The sequence below is a fragment of the Rhodopseudomonas sp. BR0M22 genome (assembly GCF_010907035.1).
GTDB lineage: Bacteria > Pseudomonadota > Alphaproteobacteria > Rhizobiales > Xanthobacteraceae > Rhodopseudomonas.
The window spans coordinates 107,425-119,964 of the sequence record NZ_QUMK01000002.1; the positions used below are offsets into that span (position 1 = coordinate 107,425).

General features: G+C 64.6%; 10 protein-coding genes. 7 read left to right on the forward strand and 3 right to left on the reverse strand.

Going from position 1 to position 12,540, the window contains the following annotated elements:
* The first annotated feature begins 5 nt into the window (after nucleotides 1-5).
* From DY468_RS01210 to DY468_RS01225, 4 genes are read left to right on the forward strand one after another with little or no spacing between them, the layout of a single operon-like run.
* A complete protein-coding gene (locus tag DY468_RS01210; RefSeq protein WP_164601607.1) occupies nucleotides 6-1,490 on the forward strand; it encodes a PfkB family carbohydrate kinase in 1,485 nt (494 codons plus the stop codon).
* Nucleotides 1,487-2,416, forward strand: a complete 930-nt coding sequence (locus DY468_RS01215) for a nucleotidyltransferase family protein (RefSeq protein WP_164601609.1) — start codon at nucleotides 1,487-1,489, stop codon at nucleotides 2,414-2,416. The genes DY468_RS01210 and DY468_RS01215 overlap by 4 nt, the downstream gene beginning before the upstream one ends.
* Nucleotides 2,413-3,222: an SDR family NAD(P)-dependent oxidoreductase gene (locus tag DY468_RS01220; RefSeq protein WP_164601611.1), complete on the forward strand. Its 810-nt coding sequence runs from the start codon at nucleotides 2,413-2,415 to the stop codon at nucleotides 3,220-3,222. The genes DY468_RS01215 and DY468_RS01220 overlap by 4 nt, the downstream gene beginning before the upstream one ends.
* A gap of 23 nt (nucleotides 3,223-3,245) precedes the next feature.
* The gene (locus DY468_RS01225; protein ID WP_164601612.1) at nucleotides 3,246-5,048 is read left to right on the forward strand and encodes a thiamine pyrophosphate-binding protein; all 1,803 of its coding nucleotides are present in this window, start codon (nucleotides 3,246-3,248) and stop codon (nucleotides 5,046-5,048) included.
* Between the two features lie 12 nt (nucleotides 5,049-5,060).
* Here DY468_RS01225 and DY468_RS01230 read toward each other — a convergent pair whose 3' ends face one another.
* Nucleotides 5,061-7,208: an O-linked N-acetylglucosamine transferase, SPINDLY family protein gene (locus tag DY468_RS01230; RefSeq protein WP_164601614.1), complete on the reverse strand. Its 2,148-nt coding sequence runs from the start codon at nucleotides 7,206-7,208 to the stop codon at nucleotides 5,061-5,063.
* Between the two features lie 519 nt (nucleotides 7,209-7,727).
* On the opposite strand from DY468_RS01230, the gene DY468_RS01235 reads away from it, so the two are divergent.
* The 3 genes from DY468_RS01235 to flaF all read left to right on the forward strand — a co-directional run bounded on the left by DY468_RS01235 (nucleotide 7,728) and on the right by flaF (nucleotide 11,351).
* Nucleotides 7,728-10,385: a DUF1522 domain-containing protein gene (locus tag DY468_RS01235; RefSeq protein WP_164601616.1), complete on the forward strand. Its 2,658-nt coding sequence runs from the start codon at nucleotides 7,728-7,730 to the stop codon at nucleotides 10,383-10,385.
* Between the two features lie 213 nt (nucleotides 10,386-10,598).
* Nucleotides 10,599-10,979 carry a flagellar biosynthesis repressor FlbT gene (flbT, locus tag DY468_RS01240; RefSeq protein ID WP_164601618.1) on the forward strand — a complete coding sequence of 127 codons (381 nt, stop codon included), beginning with the start codon at nucleotides 10,599-10,601 and terminating at the stop codon, nucleotides 10,977-10,979.
* 3 nt (nucleotides 10,980-10,982) lie between these two features.
* The gene (gene flaF / locus DY468_RS01245; RefSeq protein WP_164601619.1) at nucleotides 10,983-11,351 is read left to right on the forward strand and encodes a flagellar biosynthesis regulator FlaF; all 369 of its coding nucleotides are present in this window, start codon (nucleotides 10,983-10,985) and stop codon (nucleotides 11,349-11,351) included.
* Between the two features lie 132 nt (nucleotides 11,352-11,483).
* On the opposite strand, the gene DY468_RS01250 is transcribed toward flaF, so the two are convergent.
* Nucleotides 11,484-11,852, reverse strand: coding sequence for a hypothetical protein (locus tag DY468_RS01250; protein WP_164601621.1), 369 nt, complete (start codon nucleotides 11,850-11,852; stop codon nucleotides 11,484-11,486).
* 185 nt (nucleotides 11,853-12,037) lie between these two features.
* The gene (locus DY468_RS01255) at nucleotides 12,038-12,529 is read right to left on the reverse strand and encodes a hypothetical protein (RefSeq protein WP_164601623.1); all 492 of its coding nucleotides are present in this window, start codon (nucleotides 12,527-12,529) and stop codon (nucleotides 12,038-12,040) included.
* Between the last annotated feature and the right edge of the window lie 11 nt (nucleotides 12,530-12,540).

Sequence of the window (12,540 nt, forward strand, 5' to 3'; positions counted from 1 at the left end):
CGCTGATGCTGCATCCCGAGACCGATACGGCGCTTGCCGACATCCGCAAACAGGCCGGACGCCGACGCAGCATCGTGTTCGTCTCGGGCAATTTCAACATCGTCCATCCAGGCCATCTGCGGCTTCTGAAATTCGCCGCGGATTGCGGCGACTATCTGGTGGTCGGCGTCACCGCCGAACCCGGTTACGACTGGATGCTGCCGGCCGAACTGCGGCTCGAAGGCGTGCGTGCCATCGGCGTTGTCGACCACGCCTTCCTGCTGCACGATGCGCCGGAGGATTTTGTCGCTGCGTTGCGGCCTGCCGTCGTGGTCAAGGGCAAGGAACACGAGGGCGCCGACAATCCGGAGAAGGCGGTACTCGACGGCTATGGCGGCCGCCTGGTGTTCTCCTCCGGCGAGGTCGCGTTCTCGTCGCTCGATCTGATCAAGCGCGAGTTCCGCGAATTCAATCCGTCGTCGATCGTCAAGCCGCTCGACTATCCGCGTCGGCATCGCTTCGAACCGCTCGACCTGAAGAACGTGCTGGCGGGATTTCCCAAGCTGCGGGTTCTGGTGATCGGTGATCTGATCGTCGACGAATACATCGCCTGCGATCCGCTCGGCCTGTCGCAGGAAGATCCGACGATCGTGGTGACGCCGGTGCTGCGCGAATTGTTCGTCGGCGGCGCCGGCATCGTCGCCGGTCATGCGGCCGGCATGGGCGCGCAAGTCGGCCTGCTCACGGTCGGCGGCGGCGACGCGATGGCGGACTTCGCCCGCGAGCGGCTGGCGTCGTACAACGTCGACGCCACGATCCTCACCGATGAGAGCCGGCCGACCACCACCAAGCAGCGCTTCCGCGCCGGCAACAAGACGCTGCTGCGGGTCAGTCATCTCAAACAGCACGACGTCGATGCCGATCTACAGACGCGGATGCTGGAGACGATCGAGCATCGGCTGCCGACGACTGATTTGGTGGTGTTCTCCGACTTCAATTACGGCTGCTTGCCGACCCGGTTGGTCGAGACGGTCGGTCAGGCGTGCCGAGCGCGCGGTGTGCCGATGGTGGCCGACAGCCAATCGTCGTCGCAGGTCGGCGATATCTCGCGCTTCACCGAGATGCTGCTGATCAAGCCGACCGAGCGTGAGGCGCGGCTGGCCATGCGCGATTTCGATTCCGGTCTCGTCGTGCTGGTCGAAGCGTTGCGCGAAAAAGCGCGGGCCAAGAACGTGATCCTGACGCTGGCGGCCGAGGGCCTGTTGGTGCACGCCGAAACCGGCAGTGCCGGCACCGTGGTGACCGACCGGCTGCCGGCGTTCAACACCGCACCGAAGGATGCGGCGGGCGCCGGCGACTCGTTCTTCGTCTGCGCCGCGCTGGCGCTGGCGATCGGCACCGACATCTGGCGCAGCGCCTATCTCGCTTCGATCGCCGCCGCCTGCCAGGTCGGCCGGATCGGCAACATCCCGGTCACCGCGCGCGACATCATCCGGGAGCTCGACGCGTGAGCGGCAGCCCCAAGGCGCTGCTGGTCGCGGCCGGCCTCGGCACGCGGCTGGCGCCGCTCACCGATGTGCTGCCGAAATGCCTGATGCCGGTCGCCGGCCGCCCGCTGCTCGGGCTGTGGCTGCAGATGCTGAGCGAGGCAGGCTTCTCGGAGATCGTCGTCAATCTGCATCACCATGCGGATCTCGTGAGCGAGTATATCCGCCGCAGTCCGTGGGCACAGCGCGTGATCCTCGCGCCTGAGACCTCGCTGCTCGGCACCGCCGGCACGCTGCTACGGCATCGCGAGCGCTTCGTAGGTGGGCCGACGCTGTTCGCCCATGCCGACAATCTCAGCCTGTTCGATCCGCGCGCCTTCCTCGCCACCCATGCGGGGCGCGCCCCAGATACGGCAATGACGATGATGAGCTTCGTCACCGATCATCCGCAAAGCTGCGGCATCCTCACCCTCGATCCCGCCGGCCGTGTGCTGGAGATGGACGAGAAGCCGCAGCATCCCAAGGGCAACCTTGCCAATGCGGCGGTGTATATCGTCGAGCCAGAGGTGATCGACTTCATCGCCTCGCTCGGCAAGCCGGTGGTCGATTTCTCGACCGAAGTGCTGCCGGTGTTCATGGGACGCATCTTCGCGTTCCACAACGGCAGCTATCACCGCGACATCGGCAATCCGGCGAGCCTGGCGCTGGCGCAGATCGATTTTCCGTTGGCGGCCATTCAGTTTGAAGCCTCTCCCCGTCATTGCGAGGAGGCGCCGCCGACAACGCAATCCAGCCCCGCGCATGGCGCCTCTGGATTGCTTCGCCTTCGGCCCGCAATGACGGAGACCAATAACGACGATCCCTGGTATGGCCTGATGACCGAGAACAACGGCGCCTTGGCGCAGGCGTTCGCGCAGGCTGCGGCAAAGACCTATGGGGGCCAGCGATGAGCGGCAGCGTCGTTATCGCGGCGATCTCCAGTGACATCGGCGTCAGGCTGGCGCAGCTCTATCGGGCGCAGGGCTATGACGTCATCGGCACCTATCGGTCCAGCGAGAATTTGAGCGAGCTGAAGTCTGATGCCGGCATTCATCTGGTGCATTGCGATCTGACGGATGCCAGCAGCGTGCGCAGCGCGGCGGCGGAGATCGCGGCGCTCGGCAAGCCCTGGGAGCGGCTGATCAGCGCCGCGGGGCAGTTGTCCCCGATCGGGGATTTCTTCGGGCGCGACTTCGAGGAGTGGGCGGCGTCGCTGTCGCTGAATTCGGTCGCGCAGATGCGGCTGCTGCACGCGCTGTATCCGCATCGCGCGCAGGGGGCGATCACCAAGGTCGCGTTCCTGGTCGGCGGCGGAATCAACGGCCCGTTCCGCAACTACTCGGCCTATTGCCTCGGCAAGGTCATGCTGGTGAAGCTGTGCGAATTGCTCGACGACGAATATGCCGATGTGCACGCGATCGCGGTCGGCACCGGCTGGGTCAACACCAAGATTCATCGCCAGACTGTGGAGGCCGGCGACGACGCCGGCATCAGTCTGCGCCGCACGCTCGAGTTCCTAGACTCGGGCGCGCAGGGCACGTCTTACGAAGACATTCTCGGCTGCATCGAATGGGCGTTCGATGCAGGCCGAGCGGCGACCGGCGGACGCAATTTCTCGGTGGTGCACGATGCCTGGCGCGGCGCCGGCGGCGCGGCCCTGACCGAGCGGCTCGTCACTGATCCGAACATTTACAAGCTGCGCCGCCACGGCAATTGATCGGCCGCGCAAGGAGGACAAGCGTGAAGCTCTCCGACTATGTCATCGATTTTCTGGCGCGGCGCGGCGTCACCCATGTGTTCGGCATTTCCGGCGGCGCGGCGGTGCACATGTTCGATTCCGCCCACCGTCACCCGGACGTCACGCCGATCTTTCCGCAGCACGAGCAGGCGGCTGCGATCGCCGCGGACGGCTATGCCCGCGCCACCGGCAAGCTCGGCGTCGCCATCACCACCTCGGGGCCCGGCGCTACCAATCTGCTGACCGGGGTGTGCTGCGCCTATTACGACTCGGTGCCGACGCTGATGATCACCGGGCAGGTCGCCACCCATCGGCTGAAGGGAAAGAACCAGATCCGTCAGCTGGGTTTTCAGGAAACCGACGTCACTTCGATCTTCGCCACCGTGACCAAATACGCGGTGCAGATCTCCGACCCGACCACCATCCGCTATCATCTGGAGAAGGCGTATCATCTCGCATTCGAGGGGCGGCCCGGTTCGGTGCTGATCGATCTGCCGGACGATCTGCAGCGCGCCGAGATCGATCCCGAAGCGCTCGCTGGCTTCACGCCGGAAACGGCAACCGCACCCGGTGATCTCGACACCGAGATCGCGGCGCTGCTGCCGCTGATCGCGCGCGCGAAACGTCCGGTGCTGATCCTCGGTGGTGGGCTATCGACGCCACGGATCGGGTCGATGCTGGATCAGCTCGTCGACCGCCTCGGCATGCCGGTGCTGACCACCTGGGCGGCCACCGATCTGATCGCAGCCGATCACCCGCTGCGGGTCGGGCCGTTCGGCGTCTATGGGCCGCGGCTCGGCAACTTCACGGTGCAGAACGCCGATCTGATCCTGTGCCTCGGCAGCCGGCTGTCGCAGAACGTCACCGGCGGCATCCTGCCGTCGTTTGCGCGCGAGGCGACGATCGTGATGGTCGACGCCAGCCGCGGCGAGATGGACAAGTTCGATGATCGCGGTATCCGCATCGCGACCCGGATCGCGGCGCGGCTCGATGCCTTTGTGCCGAAGCTGCTCGCCGCAGTCGAGGCGGCGCCGCCGCGTGAGGCTTGGCTGAATACGATCGCGCGTTGGCGGGTCGCCTTGCCGGACGATCGGCCGGGCCCCGCGCCCGGCAATGCCGGCTTTGTCGACGCTTATGATTTTATCGACAAGCTCAGCGACGCTGCGCCCGCCGATGAACTGATCTATGTCGACACCGGCGGCAATCTCACTTGGACTTGCAACGGCTTCCGCATCAAGCGCGGACAGCGGTTGATTTCGGACTGGAACAACACAGCGATGGGTTACGCGTTGGCGGCATCGATCGGTGCCGCGGTGCAGGCGAAGGGCGGCGTCACCTGCATCATCGGCGATGGCGGCTTGATGCTGTCGCTCGGCGAGCTGGCGCTGCTCAAGCGGCACGAGCTGCCGGTGCGCTTGATGCTGTTCAACAATCACGGCCACGGCATCCAGAAGCAGACGCTGGAGACCTGGCTCGATGGCCACTATGTCGGCGTCGATGCGCCGAGCGGATTGTCGTTCGTGGACTTCCGCAAAGTTGCCGAGGCGATGGACCTGCCGGTGGTCACGATCAGCCGCAGCGCCGATATCGCCGGCCAGCTTCGCGACGTCTATGCGCGTAAAGGTCCCGTGTTCTGCAATGTCGAAATCAACCCGGCGCAGAAATTGTACCCGGTGCTGAAGTTCGGCGCGCCGCTGGAGAGCCAGCTACCGTCGATCGACGATGACCTGATCAAGCGCGAGATGCTGATCGCGCCGTTCGTCCCCGGCTCCGCGCCAAAACACAGCGGCGGCGCGGGCGTGTAACGGAAATGGGGCTCAGCGCCCGCGGCGCAGCGCCCGATCCTTGGCTTCGTCGAATGGCGTGGCGCACCAACGTTCCCACATCGTCCGGTACGCGTCTTCGACCGCGCGTGTGTAGGCGACCGGACCACAGCGCTGCAGGATGAAGTCGCGCAAGCCGCGGCGGATCGAGCGCAGCCGCTCGAGATCCGGCTTGCTGGCAATCTCGATGTAGCGCGTGTCGTCGGTCGCGATGAAGTCCGGCAGCCCGGCGGCGGCGAGCACCGCACAGCCGACCCGGCTGGGCACGGTGGTGCCGAGCCGGCTGACCACCGGCACCCCCATATGCAACGCTTCCCAGGTCGAGACGCCACCGGCCTGCGGGAACGGGTCGAGGCAGAGATCGACCTGCCTGAGCGTTTCGAGGTGATCCTGCCGTGAGCTGGAGCCCAGCAGGGTGATCCGATCCACCGCGATGCCGCGTGTTCGGAACTTGTCGAGCAGGGTCTGGCGCACCGACGGATCGTCGATCTGGTGATCCTTCAGGATCAGCCGCGCCGTCGGCACCGTGGCCAGCAGTTGCGCCCACACCGCGATGGCTTCGTCCGACATCTTGGAGATGCGGTTGAGCGAACCGTAGGTCAGATAACCGTTGCGATCGAACGGTAGTTCCTGCGAGCGCCACTGGTCTGGGGTTGGCTCGATGATCACGATCGATGGCAGATCGTAGATCGTCTCGGCGTAGAAGTGCCGGTCCTCGACCGGGATCGCCACCGGGTCGCCGAGCAGATAGTCGATCACCGGCAGACCGGTGCCGGTGGCATGGCCCCAGGCGCTGATCTGCACCGGCGCCAGCTTGCGGGCGAATACCCGCAGCCGGTTGCCGCCCGAGTGGCCCGACAGGTCGACCAGAATGTCGACCTTGTCTTGCCGGATCGCGTCGGCGAGACGATCGTCGGGCCATTGCGAGGAGTCGCGCCATTTGTCGGCGACAGCCATGAAACTGCTGGTGGTGTCGTCGGGAATGATGACGCCGGAATAACAGACGACCTCGAAATTCTGCTTGTCGTGATGCGTCAGTACCGGGCGGAACGAGAACGCGGCCGAATGCGCGCGGAAATCCGCCGACACGTAGCCGACGACGAGTCGCCGGTCCGGATCGCGATCATTGACCGGGGGCACCGCGCAGGCGCGGTAGATCGGCGCGCCGACTTTGGTCCACCAGTTCTTTCGGGCCGCCTGCTGCATCTCGATGGTCGAGCCGGCGCTGAAGTCCATCGCGAAGATCTGGCTCGAGATCGCCGCTTCGTAGTGAGGCGCCAGCTCCAGTGCGCGGCTGTGCAGCTTGATGGCGGTCTCGGCATCGCCGAGCGCGGCCATGCAGTTGCCGAGCAACGTCAGGGACGGCACCGAATTCGGCTCGACCTTCAGCACCGCGGTGCAGGTCGCCATCGCGTCCTTGACGTTCCTCATCGCCAGCAGCGTCTCGGCGCGGAAGATCCCGGCCTCGACCGGGCGCTTGCCGATCGACAGCGCACGGTCGTAGCTGGCGAGCGCCAGATCGAACTCTTTCAGCTCCTTGAAGGTGCTGGCGCGGTTCATGAAGGCGGCGTCGTTGAGCGGATCGATTTCGATCGCCTTGTCGTAGCTCGCCAGCGCATCCTGATAGCGGCCGAGCTTGTGCAGTGCATTGCCGCGGTCGTTCCAGCTGTCGGTGCGGTCAGGCACCAGCTCGATCGCCTTGTCGTAGCTGGCCACGGCTTCATCGTAGCGGCCGAGGGCGGCCAGCGCGAGGCCGCGGTTGGCATGCGCGAGCGCAAGGTTCGGGTCGAGCGCGATCGCCTTGTCGGACGATGCGATCGCCTCCGCAAACCGGCCGGCAGTGAGCATCAGAATGCTCATGTCGGAGTGTGCCTGCGCCGAATTCGGCTCGATCAGCAGTGCGCGCTTCAGCGACCGGATCGCAGGCTCGATATTGCCGCTCTGGTACTCGGCTAGCGCGTAGAAGTGCAGCGCGCCGAAATTGTCCGGCGCCTTCTTCAGCACCTTCTTGTAGGCCGAGCGCGCCTCGTCGAGCTGCCCGTTCTGATGCAGCAGCCGCGCGCGCATCAACAGCATCACCGGCTCGTAAGCCTTGTCGGTCTGGCTGCGGGGAGGAACGGCCTTGCTGCGTCCGGGCTGCATCTGATGATCCGAATCTGGCTGAGGGATCGTATCTCCTCGGGTCCTGTCGCGCACCTGAGAGACGCTCGTAGGCGCGGCATCCTCCGACAGGCGTGTAAATAATTCATAAACCATGATGGCCGCCGCGCCAGCAGCCGCACAGGGCGCGAGAGAATCGGCCGGCGGCAATTCCCGCCGGCCGAAAAGTTAAGCGAATCACCTCTGGCGAAACCTCATGGCGGCGGTCCGAACCGGGCGCTCTCCGGTTTCGCCTTTGATTCAACTCGATTTTTTCTCCTTAAGATGCTGTTAACCATATTTTAAATGGCCGCGGCCATAGTCCCCGGTGCTCAGGAAGAAGGTAGGTCGAGAATCGGCCGCGTTGATCCGGTGCGCACTTGTGTCGTGCAGCCGAGGTCCCTCTCCAGAACAGGCGTCTAAACACAACCGGCAAGTGTCGCAGCGGCAACGACCGTTCGACGCGAGCAGCGACGTGCGACTGAAGGTCGACGTCCAGCGCGGATCAGGAAGGTTTGCACCATGTCCGATGTGGTTCTCTCAGCAGCGGTTCGCCAGAATCTGCTATCGCTGCAGTCGACTGCAGATTTGTTGGCGACGACGCAGAACCGTCTTGCTTCCGGCAGGAAGGTCAACACCGCGCTCGACAACCCGACCAACTTCTTCACCGCGGCGGGGTTGGACAGCCGTGCAGGCGACATCAACAACCTGCTCGATGGCATCGGCAACGGCGTCCAGATCCTGCAGGCCGCCAACACCGGCATCACCTCGCTGAACAAGCTGATCGACACCGCCAAGTCGATCGCCAACCAGGCGTTGCAGTCGAACGTCGGTTACAGCACCAAATCCAACGTTTCGACCACGATCGCCGGCGCTACGCCGAACGATCTGCGCGGCACCCAGACGTTCGCCAGCGCGATCGCGACCAGCAACGTGGTCTATGACGGCACCGCCGGGGGCACCAATGGCGTGTCGCCGACCGATACGCTCGGCGGCGGCGTCGGCAGTCTGTCGGGCGGCTCGATCTTCAGGAACGTCGCGGCCGACGCGACCGCGACCGGCAGCGTGCTCCATACCGGCACCGCGACCGCGACCGCGACCAGCGCCGACCTGATCAGTTCGCTGACCAACGGCTCGACCGTGACGCCCACCGGCCCGCAGGCTGGCGACGTCATCGTCGTCAACGGCAAGAACATCACCTTCACGACGACGGGCACGGCGACGGCCGACAGCAACGGCAACTACACGATCGGCATCAATCAGCCGATCAGCGCGCTGTTGGCGAGCATCGACACCATCAACGGCAACACCAGCAATCCGTCCATCGTCGATGCCACCGGTCATATCCAGCTCCACAGCGGCACCAACCGTTCGCTGTCGATCAGCGACACCACCAACGGCACGGTGCTGGCGAAGCTCGGCTTCGGCTCGACAGTTTCGGTGCCGCTCGGCACCGGCGCTTCCACCGCAATCACGGCGACCACCAAGCTGTTCAATTCGGTCGGCGGTCTCGGGCCGGCGATCGCCGATGGCACTACGCTGACGGTGAACGGCAAGACCGTCACCTTCAAGGCAAGCGATCCGCCGAGCCCCGCGGGGCTGCTGGCCGGCTCCGGCGTGCTCGGCAACATCGTCACCGACCAGTCGGGTAACTCGACGATCTATATGGGGACGAGCAACACCTACACCTCGGCCACCGTCGGCGATGTGCTGACCGCGATCGACCTTGCCAGCGGGGTCAAATCCGCGACGATCGCCAATGGCGTCGCCACCTTCTCCGCCAACGGCACGCCGTCGCAGATCACTGCGGGTGGGGTGACGCTGGAGACGTCGACCGGTGCGGATCTCAGCATTACCGGTCCGGCCGACTTCCTGAATTCGCTGCAGCTGACCAACTCGACCGGTCCGGGCCCCGCGACGCTCACCGCGACCCGCTCGACCGGCGCCGGCACCATCGGCACGCTGATTCAGGACGGCTCGACGCTGAACATCAACGGCAAGACCGTTACCTTCAAGAACGCGCCGGTGCCGACCGCATCGGCCGACCACACCGGCGTCACCGGTCACGTCGAGACCGACGGCGTTGGCAACTCGACGGTGTATCTACAGGGCGGCACCATGGCCGACGTGCTGACCGCGATCGACCTTGCCACCGGGGTGCAGACCGCGAAGCTGTCGGCGGCGGGGGCCACGCTGACAACTCAGAGCGGCTCGGCGAACTCGTCGCTCTCCAGCGGCTCGCTCAAGATCTCGACCGGCAGCGCGTCCGACCTCACCATCAGCGGCACCGGCAATGCGATGCTGGCGCTTGGCCTCGCCGGCAACACCGGCACCTCGACCGAGTTCAAGGCGTCGCGCGCTTCCGGTGCCGGCGGGGTGTCCGGCAAGAACCTGACCTTCACCTCGTTCAAGGGCGGCACCCCGGTCGACGTCACCTTCGGCGACGGCACTGGCGGCACGGTGAAGACACTGGCCCAGCTCAATGCCAAGCTGGCGCCCAACAACATGATCGCGCAGATCGACGCCAATGGCGTGCTGACGATCTCATCGAACAACGACTATGCCTCGTCGACGCTCGGTTCGATCGCCGACGGCGGCGAGCTCGGCGGCAGCATTGCTGCGACGCTGACCTTCACAACGCCGAATCCGCCGGTCGCAGATCTCAACTCGCAGACCGCGCGCGCCAAGCTGGTGGAGCAGTACAACAACGTGATCGCGCAGATCACCACCACCTCGCAGGATGCCTCGTTCAACGGCGTCAACCTGTTGAACGGCGACACGCTGAAGCTGGTGTTCAACGAAACCGGCAAGTCGACGTTGACGATCGTCGGCACTGCGCTGTCGCCGGCGGCGCTCGGCCTGCCGACGCTGGTGGCCGGGACGGACTTCATCGACAACGCCGCGACCAACAAGACGCTGGCGGCGCTGAACACCGCCTCGACCACGCTGCGGTCGCAGGCGTCGTCCTACGGCTCCAACCTGTCGATCGTGCAGATCCGCCAGGAGTTCGCCAAGAACCTGATCAACGTGCTGCAGACCGGCTCGTCCAACCTGACGCTCGCCGACACCAACGAAGAAGCGGCCAACAGCCAGGCGCTGTCGACCCGGCAATCGATTGCGGTATCGGCGCTGTCGCTGGCCAATCAGTCGCAGCAGAGCGTGCTGCAGTTGCTGCGGTAAGCAAGGCGGTCCCGGCCTGGCGCCGGGACGCCGGCCGCAGCGGCGCGCGGATGCCGGCGCGCTTCGGCGCCGCGCAATCGGCTGTAGCGGTTATCCCCCTCAAACGACGGCGCGTTTGTACTGGATCGATTCGCAAAGCCTGCGCATAAGGAAAACGGCTTGAGAATGAGTCGATTTTGGTCCGGTGACCGACCGTAGGAGAAGGGAGACACGATGCCTCTGCGAGTCGAATTGAAGCCGTTTGAGCGGATCGTGATCGGGCAGAGCGTGATCACCAACTCCGACACCCGCACGACTTTCCTGATCGACGGTGATGCGCCGATCCTACGTGAGAAGGACATTCTCACTGCGGAGACCGCCAACACGCCGGTCAAGCGCATCTATCTGTGCGTCCAGATGATGTATCTGCAGAACGACATTCCCGCGTATCAGGAATTGTACCTGGGCTTCATCAAGGAACTGCTCGAAGCGGTTCCGAGTTTTCGCGAAACGATCGAAGCGACCAGTAATCATATCTTAAGCGGCAATCTCTATAAGGCACTCAGAGAGCTGCGCCCCCTCATCAAGCGTGAAGAAGAACTGTTGTCGAGGTAGACGATGTCGAGTGCCGCGCAAGCCTACGCCCGAACCGCGCAGAGAACCGCGTCTCCTCGCGAAATCGAAGCGCAGGCGTTGTTGAAGGCGGCCAAACAGCTTCAGGACATCGTCACGAACTGGGAAGAGAAGGGCGCGATCGGACTTCAGGAAGCGCTGATGTTCAATCGCAAGCTCTGGTCGATCTTCGTCACCGAAGCGATGCGCGACGACAATCCGCAATCGATCGAGATCCGGCAGAACATCGCCAATATCGGGGTGTTTGTTCTCAGCCAGTCCAGCGCGCTGCAGATCAAACCGGAAGTCGAACGCCTGCAGGCGCTGATCGACATCAATCGCAACATCGCCGCCGGACTCAGCGGTCGCGCTTGAGTCTTGCCTCTTGCTCGATCGTGCGCTGTTTCGCCGTCGGCTGTTTCGCTGTCGATTGTCGCAGGCAGCACGAAATTCCCGCGCCTGCAACCGGCAGGCCGGGAAATTCCCGTTAGACAATCCGAGTGCGCGTCAGACGACGCGGTCGGTTGCGAGCGATCCGATCCGGGCGGTCTTGGACTGATCCAGCTCGCGGAAGTACGCGCGTGCCTTGAGCTGCCAGGACTCCGGGTATTGGCTGATGACCGCTTGCGTGTTCTGATCGACCGCGACGTAGACCATCTCGGCCGCCGCCCGATCGAAGATCACCTGACGGGCGATCGTCGAAGGGTCGGATTGAGACCTGACTGTCGTCGAGCCGGATCCGCTGTCTGCCGCAGTCACGCTTTGTGGCGCGGGCAGATCAGTCGGTATCGCAGTTCGCGCCGCTTCAGGCTCCGGCCTGACGATCGGCGTAATCACCGGCGCCCCCACCGGCTTGACGTTGAAATCGATACTCATGTCAGCCTCCTGGCTTCCATCAGGTCAATCCCACACCTCCTCCATCATCGTGGCAAACAGTTCTGAAATTCCTCCTGCAAAGACTCCGATGATTTGAATCGAAAGTGACCGATCGCGCGAGCTTGCTCGCGCGCGGGCCAGGACGCCAGCCGCAGCGGGAGAGCCGGTGTTCGGAAGGGGCGGCGTTACAGCGAGCGGCTGACGGCGATCGGCGTGAGTTGACGCGGGCTCGGGGCGGTGTGCCGGCCGTAGGCGGTGTAGGTCTGCGGTCCGTTGCGCTTCTGCACTTCGGCATTGACGCCGCGCACGATGCCCTCCGAAACCGCGTGCGCAGTCGCGAGGACCGTCAGATTGACCTGCAGCATGGCGCGGAAAACTTCGTGATGCCGATGCAGCGTGGCGAGCAGATCGGGCGTCGCTTTGGCCATGTAGGGCTGGCTGGCGCGCACCAGCGTGATGGCGCTGATGTAGCGCTTGGTGCGCTCTGTCTTGTCGCTTTCGAGCTGCATCGCTTCGGCGATGTGTCCGGCGCGGACCAGTTCGGTCTCGCGCTCGATCAGCTTCAATAGCCCGTCCATCACCGAGATCAGGGTTTCGGCGAGCTTGCGGGCGTCGGCCGGGGTGGACACCGGCTGTGCGGCGGCGGGCTGAACTTGCTGAGAATGCGTGGAGTTCATGGCGTCGTCCT